The organism is Streptococcus mitis (assembly GCF_026782895.1).
In the GTDB taxonomy this organism is placed as follows: Bacteria; Bacillota; Bacilli; order Lactobacillales; family Streptococcaceae; genus Streptococcus; species Streptococcus mitis_CB.
This window is the reverse complement of sequence record NZ_JAKUXJ010000004.1, coordinates 223,564-243,036: the sequence shown is the minus strand read 5'-3', so window position 1 is coordinate 243,036 and position 19,473 is coordinate 223,564. Positions and strand designations below refer to the sequence as shown.

Genomic DNA, 19,473 nt, shown 5'->3' with positions numbered 1-19,473 from the left:
TCTTACTTCCTCAATCTCTCTAAAGTTTCCTTAAAAATCTCTGGGATATCTGCTGTAAATTCCATGGTCTCACCTGTTCTCGGATGAGTAAAACCTAAAGTCTTGGCATGAAGAAATTGTCCACGTCCTTTCAAAGTCTTGCGAGGACCATAGACTTCATCACCAGCGACTGGATGGCCGATATAAGCCATGTGAACACGGATTTGATGGGTGCGGCCTGTTTCCAGCTGCAGCTCCACTAAGCTATAATCACCAAAGCGTTCCAAAACGTGGAAACGGGTCACTGCAGGTTTCCCTTTAGCAGTCACAGCCTGTTTCTTACGGTCTTTTTCACTACGGCCAATCGGAGCTTCAATGACACCACGATCATTAGGCAGATTTCCATGAACAATCGCCCAATATTTGCGGAGAGACTTTTTATCCTTGAGTTCTTGGGCAAGTGCTAGATGCGCCTCATCGTTTTTAGCAATCATGAGAAGGCCTGACGTATCCTTATCAATACGGTGAACAATTCCTGGACGCAGAACCCCATTGATACCCGACAAATCCTTAATATGGTACATAAGGGCATTTACCAGAGTTCCACTAGTATGACCAGCACTCGGATGCACAACCATCCCCTGAGGTTTGTTAACAACTGCCACATCCTCATCTTGGTAGATGATTTCTAGCGGAAGATTCTCAGCTACATACTCTAAAACCTCTGGTTCTGGCACATGGTAAGTGACGACATCGCCCTCTTGAACTGTGTATTTAGCTTTCTTGACTTGGCCATTGACCAAGACCTGGCCTGATTTGATTTGTTCATTCGCGAGACTGCGTGATAATTCTGTCAAATCCGACAAAGCCTTATCCAAACGCAGGCCACCACTTTCAATTTTAATTTCCATTTATTTCCTCTTTTAACATTGCAATCAATAAAATAATCACTCCGACCGTCAGATAGCTATCTGCCACATTGAAAATTGCAAAATTGATAAAGTCAAGGTGGAACATATCCACAACAAAGCCCTGACTGATCCTGTCAATAAAGTTTCCAAGACCACCTGCGATTATCAAAGTCAAGCCCAAGACCATCCAGAATGAGTCCTCCATGTGTTTATGCAGATACCAAATGGCACCTACCACGACAACCAGAGTAATGACAGCGAATAACAACTGCTGATCTTGTAAGATAGAAAAGGCTGCCCCTCGATTTTGCAGGTAGGTCAAGCTAACAAAATTGGGAATCCAAGAACGCACTTCACCCAGTGGAATCTGCTGGACGATATAGGATTTAACCAACTGATCCAGCCCAATCAAAAGCAGTACAATGACTGCCACTATTCCTCTTTTTTTCATGATTTCCTCTTCTGATCAAAATATTCTTGCATGACTTCTACGAAAAGAGTCCCAGCTTGACAAAGCTCTACTTCTTCACGTTTAACATAGACCATGCGATTATCCAATTTATCCTTGAGACGAATAACTGTAATACCATTAACACTGTCACTATCTAAAAATCCAGAACCTGTCGCATAGGCGTCCGTCCGCTCCAAAATACCATTCAAGGTAGCACGGTCTGTCACATTAAACATCTGTGAACTAGCACTGGTATCGACAAAGTTCTCTGAATAATAAAGGTACTCGTCTTTCTCTTGAGTGAAACGAACCGTTGGTAGATCCGCTAAATCCTCCATGACCAATTCCTCTTTCTGAGCCAAAGGATGCCCCTCACGAAGATAAATATGGGTATGGAAGGGAATCAATTCAATGACCTCAAGGCCTAACTTTTCAACCCTTTGCATGATCCCTTTTTTATTTTGATTGTTAAGGTAGATAATCCCAATCTCACTGTGCCCCTGAGCTACTTCATCAAGTATTTGAACTGTAGTAGACTCAAAAATACGGAAATTTTTGTAATCAGGATAGCGCTCTGAAAAGGCAGTAATGGTTGGTGGCAAGAAGTCATAGTGCTGACTGGCAATGGAAAATTCATCCTTTTCTTCCTCAGGATTGGCATACTGATTTTGAAAAATATCAAATCCTTTAACCAATTCTTGCGCTTTTTCATAGAATTCCATACCACGACGGGTCAAGAAAGTCCCTGAGCTGGTCCGACGGAAAATCTTAAAACCCAACTCTTTTTCCAAATCACGAACAGAAATGGACAAACTGGGCTGACTGACATACATCTTCTCAGCAGCTTCACGAAAAGTACCGCTATTCGCAATAGCCACAACGTAGCGTAATTGTTGAATGTTCATCTTCTACCCCCAACTTCTTTATCTTTTCATTATACCATATTTTAGAAGTTTTCCATCGAAGAAAAATAATGTCACTCATAAAATTCATCTACACTAAGAATGAAAAAATCATGGGTAGCAAAACAAAAAAGCAGGCTCTCCGAAAACTCGGAAAGCCTTATTTAATGCTACTTCTAGCTTCCTCGCCTTTAGATTTCAAGGCTCGGAATAAAAAGGTTCACTGGACCTTTTTATTTTGCGATTGGGTAAACAGAAACTTGTTTTTTATCGCGTCCTTTACGTTCAAAGCGTACTACGCCTTCAACTTTAGCGAACAAAGTATCGTCTCCACCACGTCCAACGTTCACACCTGGGTAAATGTGTGTACCACGTTGACGGTAAAGGATTGATCCACCTGTTACTGTTTGTCCGTCAGCTGCTTTAGCTCCAAGACGTTTTGCTTGTGAATCACGTCCGTTTGATGTAGAACCTCCACCTTTTTTGTGGGCGAAAAGTTGCAAGTTGTTAAGAGTCATTTTTAACATAATGTTTTCCTCCGTGTTAGTTTTCTGTGATAACTCTGGTTTGGACGAACTCAGAAGAGTTCTCCGATAAGTTTGCCATACCTAAGAAAAATGATTCAAAGAATAACTGGGTCATTTCTCTCTGGTGTGAAGGAAGATCTTTTGGAATTTCAACCATCAGATAGCCACCTTCATCTTCGTTTAATTCTAGGATTGGTTCATAGCCTGCAAATTTCTCAATAGAATTGATAAAGTTAATGGCAAGCGTAGAAACCGATGCACACACGACATCTAAGCCGTATTCGCCACTCTCGGCGTGTCCAGTAATTTCTGCACTCCTCAGCTCGCCATCTTCGGCTCTCTCAAAGACTGCCTGTATCATGTGTTCTCCTTAAAATTAAGCGTTGATTGCGTTGATGACAACTTTTGTATATGGTTGACGGTGACCTTGTTTACGGTGGCTACCTTTTTTAGGTTTGTACTTGTAAGTAACAACTTTCTTTTGTTTTCCTTGTTTTTCAACAGTTCCAACTACAGTAGCTCCAGCAACAAGTGGAGTTCCGACAACAGTGTTTTCACCACCAACAAGAACAACTTCGTTAAAAGTAACTTCTTGACCAGCTTCAACGTTCAATTTTTCAACGTAAACTGCTTGACCAACTTCAACTTTAACTTGTTTTCCGCCAGTTTTGATAATTGCGTATGTGCTCATTATGCACCTCCTATGATTTTTATGGGTTTCCCCGATTTTTTGTGAAGACTCGCCTAGCATCGTGGGACGAACCACTTAAACTTGAATAATCAAACAACGATGTTCGTGCGGTTGCACAGGATCGTGCATAGTCAACTCTTCAAGTATAGCATATCTCCTATTTTCTTACAAGTAATAACACCTAAAATCAAGCTTTTTCTTTTACTTTTTTCTGCCAAGATGCAAAAAGCATGCTGAGGTAAAAAATACTCATCATAATAGGAACACCAAGGATGGTCTTTTCATGATAGAAAATCGTCAAATAGGCTGAAAAGACAACGCCAAGGACAAAACTACTAAGCAGGCTAACAAATATGAATCCTTCACGCAAAAAAGGTGTGTGCTTGGTTCGGAAATAATCTCCAAAAGCCAGCATGGTCCGCTTGATATTCCCTGTCATAAAAGCGTTATTATAGGCAATACCCGACACTTCTCCAAAAGCAGTTGTCACCAATCCCATACAGAAGGCCAAGGGAGGTACTAGATAGATATTATCTACAGTCTGCGGCACAAAACCAATAATGATTGATAAGATTGCTAAAGGAAGCAATGACAAAATTGGCTTTTTCACAATTCTCAATTTTTCCTTATAAATTGTTAATAGAAAGACCCCCATCATAAAAGCTAACAAGGTGAGAACCTTGTCCCTAACATCTGAAACATTATTTTGAATTAATTCTACTGAAAGAAAGACGACATTCCCAGTTTGTCCAGCTACAAGAGTATTCCCTCGCAAAATAAACGTATAGGCATCTACATAACCTGCACAAAAAGTCAAAAAAAGCGCTAGCCTCTTAGACTGACGTGATATTTTTCTTATAGGTAATAACCTCATTTTCCCTCCCATTTCATTTACTCATCTCATTATTGTACCACTTTCTTTGGAAAAGACCTAGTAGCTTATTTGAAATTTTTTCCCCTCTGTTGGATAGTCCTGTCTATCTATGTTATAATGAAAGAAGGATTTGAAATTGGAAAAGGAGTAACTATGCTTAAATTAGGTGTCATCGGAACAGGGGCTATCAGCCACCACTTCATAGAAGCAGCCCATTCCAGTGGAGAATACAAGCTGGTCGCAGTCTATTCTAGAAAACTAAAAACTGCGACTACCTTTGCTTCTTGCTATCAGAATATCCAACTCTTTGATCAGTTAGAAGACTTCTTCAAGAGCTCCTTTGATGTGGTCTATATTGCCAGTCCAAATTCCTTACATTTTGCTCAGGCAAAAGCTGCCTTGTCTGCAGGTAAACACGTCATTCTTGAAAAACCAGCTGTCACTCAGCCACAAGAATGGCTAGATTTGAGACATACAGCTGAGAAAAATCACTGTTTTATATTCGAAGCAGCTCGCAATTACCATGAAAAAGCTTTTATAACTATCAAAAACTTTTTAGCAGACAAGCAAATTTTAGGGGCAGATTTCAACTATGCCAAGTATTCTTCCAAAATGCCTAACTTGTTGGCTGGACAGATACCAAATGTCTTTTCAGATCGTTTTGCTGGTGGAGCGCTTATGGATTTGGGGATTTATCCTCTCTACGCTGCCGTTCGTCTCTTTGGAAAGGCTCAGGACGCAACCTATCAGGGGCAACAGCTTGACAATAGCATTGACCTAAATGGTGACGGAATCCTCTTCTACCCAGACTTTCAAGTTCACATCAAGGCTGGAAAAAACATCACTTCCAATCTCCCTTGCGAGATTTATACGACAGATGGTACCTTGACCCTCAACACCATCGAACATGTCAGCTCAGCTATTTTTACCGACCATCAAGGCAATCAAGTCCAACTCCCTATCCAACAGACTCCTCATACGATGACTGAGGAAGTCGCTGCATTTGCACACATGATCCAGCAACCAGATCTGAATCTCTACCAAATTTGGCTGGAAGATGCAAGTTCAGTTCATGAGCTACTATATACTATGCGCCAGACTGCTGGCATTAGATTTGAGGCAGAAAAATGAAAACCAAACTACCGACTGAATGGCAAGAACTGAGTGACCAACTCGATTTCCAAGAATTCACTCCCATTCAAACCCAACTATTTGAGCCCCTTCTTGCTGGAGAAAACCTCCTAGGAGTGAGCCCTACAGGAACTGGTAAGACCCTAGCTTACCTTCTACCAAGTCTTCTCAGACTACAAAAGAAAAAAGCCCAACAACTCTTGATTCTAGCACCAAATACTGAGCTTGCTGGACAGATTTTTGAAGTGTGTAAAACATGGGCTGAAGCTATGGGCTTAACTGCCCAACTCTTCTTATCAGGTTCGAGTCAGAAGCGCCAAATTGAACGTCTTAAAAAAGGACCAGAAATTCTGATTGGAACACCTGGCCGTATCTTTGAGTTGATTAAATTGAAAAAAATCAAGATGATGAATGTGGAAACCATCATCCTGGATGAATTCGACCAATTGCTAGATGATTCTCAGATACACTTTGTCGAGAAAATTACTCACTACGCACCTCGTGACCACCAACTTGTCTATATGAGTGCGACAACCAAGTTTGACCAAAAGAAGATTGCGCCTAACACACGTACCATTGATCTCTCTGACCAAAAATTGGACAACATCCAGCACTTCTACATGCAGGTAGATCAACGTCACCGAGTGGATATGCTACGAAAACTGGCTCATGTAGAGGATTTCCGAGGTCTTGTCTTCTTTAACAGCCTATCAGACCTTGGAAGTGCAGAAGAAAAACTACAGTATCGGGATATCTTGGCTGTTTCCCTCGCTAGTGATGTCAATGTCAAGTTCAGAAAAGTCATCTTAGAAAAGTTTAAAGACAAGCAACTAACCCTACTTCTCGCAACAGACCTTCTGGCTCGTGGAATTGATATCGATAGCCTCGAATGTGTCGTAAACTTTGATGTTCCTAGAGATAGCGAAACCTACACTCACCGTGCTGGCCGTACTGGTCGTATGGGCAAGGAAGGTTACGTTATCACTCTCGTCACTCATCCAGAAGAAATCAAAAAACTTAAGAAGTTTGCAAGTGTACGAGAAATTGTCCTAAAAAATCAAGAACTCTATGTAAAATAAAGCCCTCATTGAGGCTGGGCAAAAAGTCTTTAAAATCAAAAACGCATAATATCAGGTATTGAACCTTGATATTATGCGTTTTATTGTGGGAAATTTTACTTCATTTTCTCCTAAAATTGAGTTTTTATCTAGCCTCTTTTTTGTAAAACTACATAAGATTCGTAGTAAAAAAACTCTCCAACTATTTTATTATACCATATAAATTAATAAATAAATAGACTTGTTTTTTTATTTTTTTGACGTATACTAATAATAGAAAACGCTTAAAATTAAATAAAAGGAGATTTTATGAGGAAAGTAAATAAGGACATTTTATTCTTAACCGGAATCATAGTTTTATGTTTTGGTTTTTTATTATTTCACATCAACCCCTATTATGCTGGACCCGATGAGACACTGAAAGGAAGAATAAATTTATTCTTTTGGCAGCTATATTGGAGACCTATAGGAACTCTCAGTATCCTTTCGGGTTGCATTATGACTTTCAAAGGATTGAAAAAATAATCTTTTGATCATGAAGAATAGACATTTTTTTATGATTAAATTGAAATTATTGTTTTTCTCTGTTCTATCAAATCTATTTTTCTTAGTCACAACATCTACGGTTTTTGCTGATGTCTATCCTTGCACAAATTATGAAATTGTATCTAATCGTGTTGTAAAAGATATCAACACAGGAGAGTTATTGTCATTTTATACGACTGAACTTAGAGACGCCTATTTAGAGTCTAAATCTACGTATCAGACTCGTTCTAATGCAACTGGTGTTGCAGACTATAGAACTAGCTCCTCTCACTCTTATAAGAGCAGCGCTACATCAGGATCTCTAAGTTCAACTGCTTATGGTGGAAAAGCTGGAGCTACCCTAACTTTAAGTGCAGCTGTTAGCTTTTCTGCTCCTGAGTCTGGATTTTGACTTAGTTTAAATCACTCAGTATCCCATAACGTACCACCCTACACTTATGGTTACATCAGGCTAAAAGCATCTTACATAGTAAATGTTCGTAAACTAGAAGTTAGATACTTAGGAACTAACAAATGGGTTCCAGCTGGTGAAACCTCTACTATATCGAATGTTAGTGTTTGGAGCGAACTAGTCACTTGAAAATAACTTATTAGATGGATCTGGACTTTATCAGGTCTATCTTTTTATTTTTTTAAAAAAAGAACCTTGCAAAGCAAGATTCTTTTAGTGTCTGACTTAAATAATTGTTCTTCTGGGAACTAAATCGAATTAAGCTTCGATTTCTGTAACCATACCTGAACCAACAGTACGTCCACCCTCACGGATAGAGAATGTAGTACCTTGTTCTACGGCGATTGGGTGGATCAACTCAACGTCGATTGTCACGTTATCACCAGGCATTACCATTTCAGTACCTGCTGGAAGTTCGATTGAACCTGTAACGTCAGTAGTACGGAAGTAGAATTGTGGACGGTAGTTGTTGAAGAATGGAGTGTGACGTCCACCTTCTTCTTTAGTAAGGATGTAAACTTCACCTTTGAATTTAGTGTGTGGGTTGATTGAACCTGGTTTAGCGATAACTTGTCCACGTTCGATTTCGTCACGTTGAACACCACGAAGAAGTACACCTACGTTATCTCCGGCAAGACCTTCGTCAAGTTGTTTACGGAACATTTCAACACCAGTAACAACTGCTTTTTGAGTTTCTTCTTTGATACCAACGATTTCGATTTCGTCGTTGACTTTAACGATACCACGGTCGATACGTCCTGAAGCAACTGTACCACGTCCAGTGATTGAGAATACGTCTTCGACTGGAAGAAGCAATGGTTTGTCAGTGTCACGTTCTGGTTCTGGGATGTACTCATCAACTGTGTTCATCAATTCCATAACGATGTCTTCGTATTTAGTGTCACCTTCAAGGGCTTTAAGAGCTGAACCTTGGATAACTGGAAGATCATCACCTGGGAAGTCGTATTCTGACAATAGGTCACGGATTTCCATTTCAACCAATTCAAGCAATTCTTCGTCGTCAACCAAGTCAACTTTGTTCATGAAGACGATAAGGTGTTTAACACCAACCTGACGTGAAAGAAGGATGTGCTCACGAGTTTGTGGCATTGGTCCGTCAGTTGAAGCTACTACAAGGATAGCTCCGTCCATTTGAGCGGCACCAGTGATCATGTTTTTAACGTAGTCCGCGTGTCCTGGAGCGTCGATGTGAGCGTAGTGACGTTTTTCAGTTTCGTACTCAACGTGCGCAGTGTTGATTGTGATACCGCGTTCGCGTTCTTCTGGAGCAGCATCGATAGACGCATAGTCTTTAGGTTGGTTAACTGATGAAGGCAAGCGACGTGCCAAAACAGTTGTGATAGCTGCAGTTAGGGTAGTTTTACCGTGGTCAACGTGTCCGATAGTACCAATGTTAACGTGTGGTTTACTACGATCGTATTTTTCTTTTGCCATTTGAGTAAAAGCCTCCAATAAAATATATTTTATAGATAGACAGTAGGCAATACAGTCTAACTTTCCTTACTATTTTATCAAATTTCGGCTAAATTGCAAGTGTTTTACAAAGTTTTTGTGAATTATTCTTAATCTGCTAATCTAAACGGTATTTCTACTCCTATCACTTCTTTAATGAAAAAGAAAAATCAGGAATTTCCTGACTTTTACTTAGCTAATTGTCTTTCTCTTTCTTTCATTATTTTATGGTTTTCATACAAACGTGACAAAAACTTAGAAATTTCTTTTAAGATAGAATAGGTTGGTACTGCGACAATCATGCCAATGACACCATATATATTACTTGATAACAAAAGTAATACTAAAATCGTAATTGGATGAACCTTCATCACTCCACCAACGATTCGAGGGTAGAGGATGTTTCCATCCACTTGTTGAATGATCAGCATATAAACAACTGCAATCAGCATTCTATGGGGATCAGTAAAGACATTGGCGATAATCATCGGAATCAGACCAATACTAGGGCCTACATAAGGAATGAGATTGGCTAACCCTGAAAAGATAGCGAAGACCAAAGCATATTTCAAACCGATTACGCTATATCCGATAAAAGCTAAACAACCAATAATAATCGCATCAATGGCGACTCCACTAATATATCGAGCGATTGTAGTATTCAAATTTTTTAAAAGACCTGTAATATGCAACTTATCTCGCTTTAAAACAGTACGCTCAAGCATCGGCAAGAACTTGTGACCATCTAACAAAAAATAAACCAAAAACACAGGGGTCATAATAATAATCAAAACGGTACTAAAGAGAGCTGATAGAACACTTCCGACACTATTGGTAACGCTATTTAGGATATTTTGTAAAATATCTACATAAGAAAGATTTAATTGTTGAATATTCGCTTGAATATCCAAATTTTGAAAGGCTGGATAAGTAGATAAATCCACAATCAAATCTTGTAAACGACTGTAGATAGTCTGGCTAGTCGCAATCAAGCTGGTCAACTGATTGACCAAAATCGGTAAGAGATAGACTACCCCAATAACTAGCCCCCAAACCAAGGCACACAAAGTTAGTAGAATACCAATAATACGATTAATTTTGAAATACTTTTGTAAAAAACTAACAAAGGGATTTGTTAAATAATATAAAAAACTACCTAGAAGAAAGGGAATCATTATGGTGTTTGCGACACTTACAAAAGGCGTTATAATCCCACCCATCTGTCTCCATAAATAAAAGATGATGGTTAATAATAAAATCTCACTGGTCCAAAAAAATAATTTATTCTTACGAAACATGGGGTACCTCCATTCATCTATTTTACCACACTTTCAAAAAAGCTTCTTTCTTATATCATGAAACTGGGAATATTTTTTTCTTTATGATAGAATAAACTTACTATGAAAAAAATAATTTTAACTCTCCTAAGCCTTTCCGTTATTGGCTCAGCATCTACTGTTGCTGCTCAAGATTTTAATATTGCTGCTAAGCATGCAATTGCCGTTGAGGCGAATACTGGTAAAATTCTCTATGAGAAAGATGCAACCCAACCAGTTGAAATCGCTTCAATCACAAAATTGATTACGGTCTATCTTGTCTATGAAGCCTTGGAAAACGGCAGTATTACACTATCCACTCCGGTAGATATCTCTGATTATCCATACAAATTAACGACAAATTCTGAAGCGAGTAACGTTCCTATGGAGGCTCGTAATTATACCGTCGAACAACTACTGGAAGCAACCCTAGTATCCAGTGCTAACAGTGCAGCTATTGCGTTAGCTGAAAAAATTGCTGGCTCAGAAAAAGATTTCGTCGATATGATGCGGGCAAAGCTCTTGGAATGGGGCATTCAGGATGCCACTGTTGTCAATACGACGGGTCTTAACAATGAGACTTTAGGGGATAACATTTACCCAGGATCTAAAAAAGATGATGAAAACAAGCTCAGTGCTTATGATGTCGCTATCGTTGCTCGCAATCTCATCAAAAAATACCCACAAGTCTTGGAAATCACGAAAAAACCTTCTTCTACTTTTGCTGGAATGACAATCACTTCTACCAACTACATGTTAGAAGGTATGCCTGCTTATCGCGGTGGTTTTGATGGCCTTAAGACAGGAACAACAGACAAAGCTGGAGAATCTTTTGTTGGTACTACTGTCGAAAAAGGGATGAGGGTTATCACAGTTGTTTTGAATGCAGACCATCAAGACAATAATCCTTACGCTCGCTTCACAGCTACATCGTCACTAATGGATTATATCTCTTCTACATTCACGCTTCGTAAAATCGTTCAAAAAGGCGATGCCTACCAAGATAGTAAAGCTCCTGTACAAGATGGAAAAGAAGATGCGGTCACTGCCGTTGCCAAAGATGATATCACTCTTATTGAACGTGTTGGGGGACAATCGTCCCAAACTATTCAATTCACACCTGATTCTAAAGCAATCCCAGCACCACTTGAAGCCGGAACAGTGGTTGGACATTTGACTTATGAAGACAAGGACTTGATTGGTCAAGGTTACATTACCACAGAACGTCCTAGTTTTGAAATGGTAGCAGAAAAGAAAGTTGAAAAAGCCTTCTTCTTAAAAGTTTGGTGGAATCAGTTTATCCGCTTCATCAACGAAAAATTATAAAAAAATCGCGATTTTAAACCGCGATTTTTTTGTTACAAGTTCATCTTCAAAGTCCTTGATTTTTAGTAAATCTAAAATCAAATTTTATCCGACTGACCCTTCCATTTCATAGCTAATCAAGCGGTTCAGCTCAACTGCATATTCCATTGGAAGTTCTTTCGTGAAGGGCTCCACAAATCCCATGACAATCATCTCTGTCGCTTCTGATTCTGACAAACCACGACTCATGAGGTAATAGAGTTGTTCCTCTGAAATCTTAGATACCTTGGCTTCGTGTTCCAAAGCAACTTGCGAGTTGTGGATTTCATTAAATGGAATGGTATCTGATGCTGACAAGTCATCCATGATAATGGTATCACACTCGATGTGAGAAACAGATTTTTTAGAGTTTTTGTTAAAGGTTACTTGTCCACGGTAGTCAACCTTTCCTCCGCCTTTAGCGATAGATTTAGACACGATAGACGAGCTTGTGTGCGGAGCGTTGTGAATCATCTTAGCACCAGTATCCTGGTGTTGCCCAGCATTGGCAAAGGCGATAGAGAGCATAGTACCACGCGCCCCTTCTCCATCTAGATAAACAGATGGATATTTCATGGTTGTTTTGGCACCCAAGTTACCATCAATCCACTCAACAGTGGCATCCTTTTGAGCTTTAGCACGTTTCGTTACCAAGTTATAGACGTTATCAGACCAGTTTTGGATAGTCGTATAACGCATATAAGCTCCATCCAAGGCAAAGATTTCTACAATGGCAGCATGCAAGCTGTTACTTGAATAAGTTGGAGCTGTACATCCTTCTACATAATGAACACTTGCTCCCTCATCAACGATAATCAAGGTACGTTCAAACTGACCAGTATTTTCGTTATTGATACGGAAGTAAGTTTGAAGTGGGATATCTACCTTGATCCCTTTTGGTACGTAGATAAAGGTTCCACCAGACCATACTGCTGAGTTAAGGGCAGCCAATTTGTTATCTGTTGGCGGTACCAACTTAGCAAAGTATTGTTTAAACAAGTCTGGGTATTCCTTGAGGGCAGAATCCGTATCTGTAAAGATAATCCCCAATTTTTGGAACTCTTCCTTCATGTTGTGGTAAACCACTTCTGACTCATACTGGGCAGAGGCACCAGCTAGATAAGCACGCTCAGCTTCAGGAATCCCGATACGTTCAAAGGTTTCTTTAATTTTTTCAGGAACCTCATCCCATGAACGAGCTGGTTTATCAGATGGTTTTTGGTAGTAGATCAAGTCATCAAAATCAATCTCTGACAAGTCTGCTCCCCAAGTTTGCATGGGCATTTTTTTGAAGGTTTCATAAGACTTCAAACGGAATTCTAGCATCCACTCAGGTTCTCCCTTTGCAGCTGATAGTTCACGAATGACATCTTCATTCAATCCTTTTCCTGTCGATAGGACAGGCTCTACATCATCATGGAAACCAAATTTATATTCACCAAGGTCAATTGGTTTTGGTTCTACTCTTTCTTCAGCCATAATATCCTTTCTTTCATTCTTCATTTCTACTGATTCATAAGACAAAAGAAACTTGCCTTACTTGTTTTCTTGATTTTCAATTGTTTTCTTCAGGGCGTTCCAAGCTAGGGTTGCACACTTGATTCGTTGAGGGAATTTTGCAACGCCTGATAAGAAGGCTGCGTCTCCAAGTTGGTCTTGACACTCATCTTTTTGCCCTTGAACCATTTCAGAAAAAATGGTCGCAAGTTCTAAGATTTCTTGTTTGGTCTTGCCTAAAACGGCATCTGTCATCATACTAGCAGAGGCAGTTGAAATCGTACATCCTGAGTTTAGAAAAGCAATATCTACCAAACGGTCCTCTGCATCAAACTTGACAGAGAGGTTGATGACATCCCCACAGGTTGGATTGTTGAGACTGATTTGCTCAGCATCTTCTAACTTCCCTTGGTGATGTGGATTTTTCGAATGGTCCGCTACCACTGCCATATAAAGGCTATCTAGTTTAGAAAGTGCCATTGAAAAACTCCTTTGTTTTTTGTAAGGCATCGACTAGCTTGTCGCAATCTGCCTTGGTATTGTAGATATAAAAACTTGCACGAGCTGTAGCTGGAACGTCCAAATACTGAAGCAAGGGTTGCGCACAGTGGTGACCTGCACGAACAGCTACTCCTTCATAATCCAGAGCTGTCGCAAGGTCGTGAGGATGGAGATTGCCTAGGTTAAAAGCAATGACACCTGAACGTTGAGCCAAGTCCTGCGAACCATAAATGGTCAATCCTTCAATCGCCTGCAGTTTTGGATAGACGTATGCTATCAATTCCTGTTCATGGGCTTCAATGGCATCCATACCGATGTTTTCTAGATAATCCACTGCAGCAGCTAGTCCAATAGCACCTGCCATGTTAGGAGTTCCAGCCTCGAATTTCCAAGGCAATTCCTTCCAACTAGCAGATTGCTCATAAACGAAATCAATCATTTCACCGCCAAATTCTACTGGTGACATTTGTTCCAGATACTTTTCTTTACCATAAAGGACACCAATAGCAGTTGGACCAGCCATCTTGTGACCTGAAAAGGCAAAGAAGTCCACATCCAAGTTCTGAACATCAATCTTCATATGAGGCGTAGATTGAGCACCATCCACCACCATGATAGCTCCAACTTGATGGGCCAATTGAGTGATTTCTTTGATTGGATTGACCACACCAAGAACATTTGAGGCGTGAGCAAGGGAGACAAACTTAACTTTATCAGTCAATTTAGCTCGCAAATCATCCATATCCAGAGCTCCATTATTGAGATAGACATAAACAAGCTCTGCCCCAGTCTTACGGCAGGCTTCCTGCCATGGAATGATATTGGAATGGTGTTCCATGACAGAAATCAAAACCTGGTCTCCCTCAGTCAAGACTGCCTCAGCATAACGCGCCACCCAGTTGAGACTGGTCGTCGTTCCTCTAGTAAAGAGAACTTCCTTTGTAGACCCTGCATTGATAAACATACGAATGGTTTCACGGGCAGCTTCATAAGATGCTGTCGCTCTCTCAGCCAAGGTATGAACTCCACGATGAACATTGGCATTGTCGTTCTCATAGTAGCGGTTAATCGTCTCCAGAACTGCTAGTGGTTTTTGTGTCGTCGCAGCATTGTCCAAATAAACCAATGGTTCATCATTTACAATCTGGTCTAAAATTGGAAAATCCTTGCGAATCGCTTCTACATCTAACATAGGCTACCCCTTAGCGTTTTGACAATTTTTCTTCGATCGTTGCAATCATTTCATCACGAACTTCCTTGACTGGAATCTCAACGATGACGGATCCAAGGAAACCACGAACAACCAAGCGTTCTGCAGTTGCCTTATCCAAACCACGGCTCATGAGGTAGTACATGTCTTCTGGATCTACCTGACCGATAGAAGCCGCGTGTCCTGCAGTAACATCATTTTCATCAATCAAAAGAATTGGATTGGCATCTGAACGCGCTTGGTCTGACAGCATAAGAACACGGCTCTCTTGTTGCGCATCTGCTCCCTTAGCACCCTTAATAATGTGGCCAATACCATTGAAGGTCAAAGTTGCTTTTTCAAGAATAACTCCATGTTGTAGGATATTTCCGATTGAGTTGCAGCCATAGTTGGTTACGCGGGTATCAATCCCTTGTACCTGACGACCACTTGAAAGAGCTACCACTTTAAGGTCCGCATGGCTACCATTACCAATCAAGTCGCTATCAAAGTCAGCAACGACGTTTCCTTCGTTCATAACACCAATCGCCCAGTCAATGCTTGCATCGTTGCCTAATTTACCACGACGGCTAATGTAAGCAGTGACGTTTTCACCTAGACGGTCGATAGCCGCAAACTTCACTTGCGCACCAGAACGTGCAATCACTTCCACTGTGATATTGGCAGTTGCTTTGGCACTTCCTTCACCGCGTGACTCTAAACGCTCCAAATAACTAATCTTAGAATTTTTACCAGCGATAATCATAATATGCTTGTTAAACGGCACATCACTATCGCTGTCTTGATAGAAAATTCCTTCGATTGGTTCTTTAATCTCAACGTTATCAGGAATATAGAGAACAGCACCACTATTGAAATAAGCTGTATGGTAGGCTGCCAACTTGTCATCGTCATACTTAACAGATGACATGAAGAATTCTTCGATCAGCTCTGGAATTTCTTCTAAAGCTGAGTGGAAGTCTGTAAAGACGACACCCTGTTCAGCCAACTCAACTGGAATTTGCTCAAAAACAGTTTGAGTTCCTACTTGCACCAACTTCAAGTGATTATCTAGTGCAGTGAAATCTGGAACATTTGCTGATGGCTCACTTTCTGTAATCGTTCCATCACCCAGATTCCAACGGTGGAATTTGACACGCTCAATAACTGGTAATTCCAAAGTCTCAATCTTGTCAAAAGCTTTTTGACGGAGATCAGCTAACCAGCTTGGTTCAGCATGCATTTCTGAAAAAAGTTTAATATTTTCTTTAGTCATTTACTTCTCCTAAAAGATACGAGGGAATTACAATTCTTCCTTGTAGTCGTAGCCAAGTTCTTCAGCTAGTTTTGCGTATCCTTCACGTTCCAAACGTGCAGCCAATTCTGGACCACCTGAAAGGACAACACGCCCTTCCATCATCACGTGTACCACGTCTGGTGTGATGTAGTTCAAAAGACGTTGGTAGTGAGTGATAATCATAGCACCAAAGCCTTCACCACGCATGGCATTAACACCTTTAGAAACAACTTTAAGGGCATCAATATCAAGACCAGAGTCAATCTCATCCAAAAGGGCAAATGTTGGCTCCAACATCAAAAGCTGAAGAATTTCATTACGTTTTTTCTCACCGCCAGAGAAACCTTCGTTGAGGTAACGCTCAGCCATTTCTTCTTTCATGTTGAGCAATTCCATTTTTTCATCTAGCTTAGTGATGAACTCGCGAACTGAAATCTTTTCATCATCTTCTTTACCAGCATTCATGGCTGCACGAAGAAACTCAGCGTTAGTAATACCAGGAATTTCTGATGGGTATTGCATAGCAAGGAAAAGTCCCATACGCGCACGCTCGTCCACTTCCAACTCAAGGATGTTTACGCCATCAAACAAGACTTCACCTTTGGTAACTTCATAGTTTGGATTTCCCATGATAGCGGCAGAAAGAGTCGATTTACCAGTACCATTTGGTCCCATGATAGCGGCGATTTCTCCTGTTTTCAGGGTCAGATTAACCCCTTTTAAAATTTCTTTTCCTTCAATCTCAACGTGAAGATCTTTGATCTCTAATACTGACATGATAGTTCCTTTCTTTTTCAAAACCTTTACAGTTCTTACTGGAAACATACTTGATTTCCCTAGAAAATACGGTAAAAGGTCAATAAATATACTTTTATAGTATAACAAAAAAAAGCCTAAAAGGCTTTGATTTTGTCTAGAAGCTGAGGACTAGTCTTTTCCTTTCAAGTGCTGGTCAATGACATCTACAATCTTGCCCATCAAGTAACTAACTCGGAAATTTCTGAAGAGTAAAATGGCCCAAAAGGCTGCCATAATATAGCGACCAGTCATCCAGGCTTCATTGAAAAAATAGGTCTCAGCAGCTGTAAACAGCGCAATGATAATAAATTGTTGTCTATTCATAAACTTATTGTATCATGAAATCTTTCTTTAGTCTTCCTCTACCTTCACTTTATCAGCCAAAAATTCAAATCCTTCTGGAATCAGGCTTTCTTCTGCTTCTTTTTCAGTTTGGGAAGATTTTGCTTTGGCTGAAAAGGCTGCGCGAACTTCTTTCCATTCCTCCATGGAAATGGCTAAAATCTCAGGTGAAAAACCTGCTGCCTGACTGAGGATATTGCCAAACATGGTGTTGAGATTATCTCGTTTCATGGTTTGACCAGCATTGAAGTTAGACTCAAAAGCAAGAATAGCATGGTGTTCATTGGCCGCAACCGGTTGAGAACCAACCAGCAAAGCCTTATCCGCCCCACCTAAACTTTCAATTACCTCTCCCCAGGCATTCTGCAAACGAATCAGATTTTGACGTGCTAAATCAGGATTTTCAACGGCCTCTTGTAGAATCGATTGAACCTTATTGCGATCCACACGATAGATTGTCTTGCCCGTTGCTGGGCGACTAGGAGCTGGATTTGTTGGCTTAGATACGGTTCCCACATTTGCGAGTTCTTGTTTGAGACGTGTCACTTCTTGTCTCAGCGAATCAATTTCATGTTCAACTGCCCCAGAAAGAGCTGCTTCAGGCTTAATCTCTGCCAAACGGATAGTCATCATCTCAGCATAAATCTTAGGCTGCAAACTAGACTTAATATCTGCTAAACTGACTGTCGCCAAGCGAATCATTTCAAACAGATTTTCTTGAGGAAGTGCCAAATTTTCTACAAAGACTGGACTATGATGAGTATTTTCTCCACCTGTTTGAACAATTAACAAATCTCTTAAATAGTGTAAAAGTTCGGTCACAAAACGAGTCATGCTCTTACCATTGTCAAAGAGAAGATTCAAGCATGCTAGGGCCTTTGGAACATCCTGTTGAGACAAGGCTGCCACATAATCATCCAAGGCTGATAGACTAATTGTGCCAGTAATTTCTTCAGAGATGGCAGTCGTCAGCTCGTTTCCCTGTGTCAAACTCAAGGCTTGATCCAAAATAGACAAGGCATCTCGCATTCCACCTTCAGCCCGTCTAGCAATGATTTCCACAGCCTCTGGTTCAGAACTGATATTTTCTTTGTCTAAGATATAGTGAATATGTTCCTTAATATCCTGTGTCTTAATCGATTTAAATTCAAAACGTTGCACACGGGATAGAATAGTCGCAGGTATCTTGTGCAATTCAGTAGTAGCCAAAATAAAGACCACATTCTGTGTTGGCTCTTCTAACGTCTTTAGGAGGGCATTAAAAGCTCCTGTAGACAGCATGTGAACCTCATCTATGATGTAAACCTTATAACGGGCAAGACTAGGAGCGTAGGTAGATTTATCACGAATTTCGCGAATTTCATCCACCCCATTATTAGAAGCCGCATCCATTTCAATGACATCTTCTAAACTACCATCCGTCACTGCCTGACAAATATAGCAGTTATTACAAGGTTCACCACCCACTTGATTTGGACAGTTCATAGCTTTAGCAAAAATCTTAGCCACACTGGTTTTTCCCGTTCCACGAGGACCCGAAAAAAGATAAGCGTGACTTATTTTCTCTTGCTCCACTGCTTGTTTAAGAGTCTTAGCCACAACTTCCTGTCCAACCAACTGGGAGAAGTTTTGACTTCTATATTTTCGATAAAGAGCTTGATACATTAGGCTTTCTCCCCAAACATTGTAAAGTCCCATTCTGTCTTTTCAAGCAAAATAGCGACAAATTGTTCCAAATAATCTCGATCCATAGCATCATAATCATCAATCTCTGAAGAATCCAGATCCAGAACCCCGAGCAATTGACCATTCTTAACCATCGGAACAACAATTTCACTTTTAGCTCGACTATCACAAGAAATATAGTTGGGATAAGTTGTTACATTACCAACCAGAACAGTTTCCTGAAAGTGGGCTGCCTCACCACAAACACCTTTGCCTAGTGAGATACGGATACAGGAAACACCTCCTTGGAAAGGACCTAAAATCAATTCCTTTCCATCGAACAGATAAAAGCCTGCAAATACGGTATTAGGAAAGCGTGATTTTAAAAGAGCACTGGCGTTGGAAAGATTAGCCAAAACATTGGTTTCGCCTTCCAATAAAAAAGAGAGCTCCTCATTTAAGATTTGATAACGTGATTGTTTTTCTGATTCTAACATAGAACTATTATATCAAAAAAGACTTACAGACAA

At 40.3% G+C, this 19,473-nt stretch carries 21 protein-coding genes, 1 pseudogene and 1 other annotated feature; of the genes and pseudogenes, 5 read left to right on the top strand and 17 right to left on the bottom strand.

The features are described from left to right. Positions 1-2 precede the first annotated feature (2 nt). The 3 genes from MK480_RS05375 to MK480_RS05365 are packed head-to-tail and all read right to left on the bottom strand — an operon-like array spanning position 3 to position 2,246. Complete coding sequence (locus tag MK480_RS05375; RefSeq protein WP_261014198.1) at positions 3-890, bottom strand: RluA family pseudouridine synthase; 888 nt, start codon at positions 888-890, stop codon at positions 3-5. After that, positions 880-1,341: a signal peptidase II gene (gene lspA, locus MK480_RS05370; protein WP_153198818.1), complete on the bottom strand. Its 462-nt coding sequence runs from the start codon at positions 1,339-1,341 to the stop codon at positions 880-882. The genes MK480_RS05375 and lspA overlap by 11 nt, the downstream gene beginning before the upstream one ends. Continuing rightward, entirely contained in the window at positions 1,338-2,246 is a 909-nt protein-coding gene (locus MK480_RS05365) for a LysR family transcriptional regulator (RefSeq protein ID WP_084951261.1), read from the bottom strand. Before MK480_RS05365 ends, lspA begins: the two co-directional genes overlap by 4 nt. Here MK480_RS05365 and MK480_RS05360 point away from each other — a divergent pair. Beyond that, positions 2,239-2,310 (top strand): annotated as a pseudogene (locus MK480_RS05360) (AraC family transcriptional regulator); the annotation flags it as partial. The gene MK480_RS05365 and the pseudogene MK480_RS05360 overlap by 8 nt on opposite strands. Positions 2,311-2,476: 166 nt before the next feature. On the opposite strand, the gene rpmA reads toward MK480_RS05360, so the two are convergent. The 4 genes from rpmA to MK480_RS05340 all read right to left on the bottom strand — a co-directional run bounded on the left by rpmA (position 2,477) and on the right by MK480_RS05340 (position 4,347). Further along, positions 2,477-2,770, bottom strand: a complete 294-nt coding sequence (rpmA, locus tag MK480_RS05355; protein ID WP_000916509.1) for a 50S ribosomal protein L27 — start codon at positions 2,768-2,770, stop codon at positions 2,477-2,479. Between the two features lie 16 nt (positions 2,771-2,786). Beyond that, on the bottom strand, positions 2,787-3,131 hold the full coding sequence (locus MK480_RS05350; RefSeq protein WP_000613699.1) for a ribosomal-processing cysteine protease Prp: 345 nt from the start codon (positions 3,129-3,131) through the stop codon (positions 2,787-2,789). 15 nt (positions 3,132-3,146) lie between these two features. Then, complete coding sequence (gene rplU, locus MK480_RS05345; protein ID WP_000109141.1) at positions 3,147-3,461, bottom strand: 50S ribosomal protein L21; 315 nt, start codon at positions 3,459-3,461, stop codon at positions 3,147-3,149. Positions 3,462-3,496: 35 nt separating this feature from the next. Then, positions 3,497-3,584, bottom strand: a sequence feature (ribosomal protein L21 leader region). 64 nt (positions 3,585-3,648) lie between these two features. Beyond that, the gene (locus tag MK480_RS05340) at positions 3,649-4,347 is read right to left on the bottom strand and encodes a YoaK family protein (RefSeq protein ID WP_153210530.1); all 699 of its coding nucleotides are present in this window, start codon (positions 4,345-4,347) and stop codon (positions 3,649-3,651) included. Positions 4,348-4,488: 141 nt separating this feature from the next. Between MK480_RS05340 and MK480_RS05335 the strand changes: the two genes are divergently transcribed. The 3 genes from MK480_RS05335 to MK480_RS05325 all read left to right on the top strand — a co-directional run bounded on the left by MK480_RS05335 (position 4,489) and on the right by MK480_RS05325 (position 7,461). Then, positions 4,489-5,466 (top strand): Gfo/Idh/MocA family protein, encoded by a 978-nt coding sequence (locus MK480_RS05335; protein WP_084926439.1) that lies wholly within the window; start codon positions 4,489-4,491, stop codon positions 5,464-5,466. After that, a complete protein-coding gene (locus tag MK480_RS05330; protein WP_261010853.1) occupies positions 5,463-6,545 on the top strand; it encodes a DEAD/DEAH box helicase in 1,083 nt (360 codons plus the stop codon). The genes MK480_RS05335 and MK480_RS05330 overlap by 4 nt, the downstream gene beginning before the upstream one ends. A gap of 535 nt (positions 6,546-7,080) precedes the next feature. Next, positions 7,081-7,461, top strand: coding sequence for a hypothetical protein (locus MK480_RS05325; protein WP_223330095.1), 381 nt, complete (start codon positions 7,081-7,083; stop codon positions 7,459-7,461). 318 nt (positions 7,462-7,779) lie between these two features. On the opposite strand, the gene tuf is transcribed toward MK480_RS05325, so the two are convergent. Then, a complete protein-coding gene (gene tuf / locus MK480_RS05320; RefSeq protein ID WP_001040726.1) occupies positions 7,780-8,976 on the bottom strand; it encodes an elongation factor Tu in 1,197 nt (398 codons plus the stop codon). 206 nt (positions 8,977-9,182) lie between these two features. Continuing rightward, positions 9,183-10,292, bottom strand: coding sequence for an AI-2E family transporter (locus tag MK480_RS05315; RefSeq protein WP_268707299.1), 1,110 nt, complete (start codon positions 10,290-10,292; stop codon positions 9,183-9,185). 102 nt (positions 10,293-10,394) lie between these two features. Here MK480_RS05315 and pbp3 point away from each other — a divergent pair, with 102 nt between their 5' ends. Then, complete coding sequence (pbp3, locus tag MK480_RS05310) at positions 10,395-11,636, top strand: D-alanyl-D-alanine carboxypeptidase PBP3 (protein WP_049550609.1); 1,242 nt, start codon at positions 10,395-10,397, stop codon at positions 11,634-11,636. Positions 11,637-11,720: 84 nt separating this feature from the next. Here pbp3 and sufB read toward each other — a convergent pair whose 3' ends face one another. The 8 genes from sufB to MK480_RS05270 all read right to left on the bottom strand — a co-directional run bounded on the left by sufB (position 11,721) and on the right by MK480_RS05270 (position 19,440). Further along, positions 11,721-13,133, bottom strand: a complete 1,413-nt coding sequence (gene sufB / locus MK480_RS05305; protein WP_125442797.1) for a Fe-S cluster assembly protein SufB — start codon at positions 13,131-13,133, stop codon at positions 11,721-11,723. 57 nt (positions 13,134-13,190) lie between these two features. Next, positions 13,191-13,631, bottom strand: a complete 441-nt coding sequence (gene sufU, locus MK480_RS05300; RefSeq protein WP_268707298.1) for a Fe-S cluster assembly sulfur transfer protein SufU — start codon at positions 13,629-13,631, stop codon at positions 13,191-13,193. Next, positions 13,618-14,844, bottom strand: a complete 1,227-nt coding sequence (locus tag MK480_RS05295; RefSeq protein WP_268707297.1) for a cysteine desulfurase — start codon at positions 14,842-14,844, stop codon at positions 13,618-13,620. Before MK480_RS05295 ends, sufU begins: the two co-directional genes overlap by 14 nt. A 10-nt stretch (positions 14,845-14,854) precedes the next feature. After that, positions 14,855-16,117 carry a Fe-S cluster assembly protein SufD gene (sufD, locus tag MK480_RS05290; protein ID WP_153198813.1) on the bottom strand — a complete coding sequence of 421 codons (1,263 nt, stop codon included), beginning with the start codon at positions 16,115-16,117 and terminating at the stop codon, positions 14,855-14,857. Between the two features lie 27 nt (positions 16,118-16,144). Beyond that, a complete protein-coding gene (gene sufC, locus MK480_RS05285) occupies positions 16,145-16,915 on the bottom strand; it encodes a Fe-S cluster assembly ATPase SufC (RefSeq protein ID WP_000114489.1) in 771 nt (256 codons plus the stop codon). Between the two features lie 150 nt (positions 16,916-17,065). Further along, positions 17,066-17,260: a DUF3272 domain-containing protein gene (locus tag MK480_RS05280; protein WP_001081602.1), complete on the bottom strand. Its 195-nt coding sequence runs from the start codon at positions 17,258-17,260 to the stop codon at positions 17,066-17,068. A 27-nt stretch (positions 17,261-17,287) separates the two neighbouring features. Beyond that, positions 17,288-18,943 carry a DNA polymerase III subunit gamma/tau gene (dnaX, locus tag MK480_RS05275; RefSeq protein ID WP_268707296.1) on the bottom strand — a complete coding sequence of 552 codons (1,656 nt, stop codon included), beginning with the start codon at positions 18,941-18,943 and terminating at the stop codon, positions 17,288-17,290. Beyond that, entirely contained in the window at positions 18,943-19,440 is a 498-nt protein-coding gene (locus MK480_RS05270) for a GAF domain-containing protein (RefSeq protein WP_004254785.1), read from the bottom strand. Before MK480_RS05270 ends, dnaX begins: the two co-directional genes overlap by 1 nt. Positions 19,441-19,473: the final 33 nt, after the last annotated feature.

Bases quoted from the DNA above. Each gene is read 5' to 3' on its own strand.
- MK480_RS05375 (WP_261014198.1), bottom strand. From the start codon at position 890: ATGGAAATTAAAATTGAAAGTGGTGGCCTGCGTTTGGATAAGGCTTTG.
- lspA (WP_153198818.1), bottom strand. From the start codon at position 1,341: ATGAAAAAAAGAGGAATAGTGGCAGTCATTGTACTGCTTTTGATTGGG.
- MK480_RS05365 (WP_084951261.1), bottom strand. From the start codon at position 2,246: ATGAACATTCAACAATTACGCTACGTTGTGGCTATTGCGAATAGCGGT.
- rpmA (WP_000916509.1), bottom strand. From the start codon at position 2,770: ATGTTAAAAATGACTCTTAACAACTTGCAACTTTTCGCCCACAAAAAA.
- MK480_RS05350 (WP_000613699.1), bottom strand. From the start codon at position 3,131: ATGATACAGGCAGTCTTTGAGAGAGCCGAAGATGGCGAGCTGAGGAGT.
- rplU (WP_000109141.1), bottom strand. From the start codon at position 3,461: ATGAGCACATACGCAATTATCAAAACTGGCGGAAAACAAGTTAAAGTT.
- MK480_RS05340 (WP_153210530.1), bottom strand. From the start codon at position 4,347: ATGGGAGGGAAAATGAGGTTATTACCTATAAGAAAAATATCACGTCAG.
- MK480_RS05335 (WP_084926439.1), top strand. From the start codon at position 4,489: ATGCTTAAATTAGGTGTCATCGGAACAGGGGCTATCAGCCACCACTTC.
- MK480_RS05330 (WP_261010853.1), top strand. From the start codon at position 5,463: ATGAAAACCAAACTACCGACTGAATGGCAAGAACTGAGTGACCAACTC.
- MK480_RS05325 (WP_223330095.1), top strand. From the start codon at position 7,081: ATGATTAAATTGAAATTATTGTTTTTCTCTGTTCTATCAAATCTATTT.
- tuf (WP_001040726.1), bottom strand. From the start codon at position 8,976: ATGGCAAAAGAAAAATACGATCGTAGTAAACCACACGTTAACATTGGT.
- MK480_RS05315 (WP_268707299.1), bottom strand. From the start codon at position 10,292: ATGTTTCGTAAGAATAAATTATTTTTTTGGACCAGTGAGATTTTATTA.
- pbp3 (WP_049550609.1), top strand. From the start codon at position 10,395: ATGAAAAAAATAATTTTAACTCTCCTAAGCCTTTCCGTTATTGGCTCA.
- sufB (WP_125442797.1), bottom strand. From the start codon at position 13,133: ATGGCTGAAGAAAGAGTAGAACCAAAACCAATTGACCTTGGTGAATAT.
- sufU (WP_268707298.1), bottom strand. From the start codon at position 13,631: ATGGCACTTTCTAAACTAGATAGCCTTTATATGGCAGTGGTAGCGGAC.
- MK480_RS05295 (WP_268707297.1), bottom strand. From the start codon at position 14,844: ATGTTAGATGTAGAAGCGATTCGCAAGGATTTTCCAATTTTAGACCAG.
- sufD (WP_153198813.1), bottom strand. From the start codon at position 16,117: ATGACTAAAGAAAATATTAAACTTTTTTCAGAAATGCATGCTGAACCA.
- sufC (WP_000114489.1), bottom strand. From the start codon at position 16,915: ATGTCAGTATTAGAGATCAAAGATCTTCACGTTGAGATTGAAGGAAAA.
- MK480_RS05280 (WP_001081602.1), bottom strand. From the start codon at position 17,260: ATGAATAGACAACAATTTATTATCATTGCGCTGTTTACAGCTGCTGAG.
- dnaX (WP_268707296.1), bottom strand. From the start codon at position 18,943: ATGTATCAAGCTCTTTATCGAAAATATAGAAGTCAAAACTTCTCCCAG.
- MK480_RS05270 (WP_004254785.1), bottom strand. From the start codon at position 19,440: ATGTTAGAATCAGAAAAACAATCACGTTATCAAATCTTAAATGAGGAG.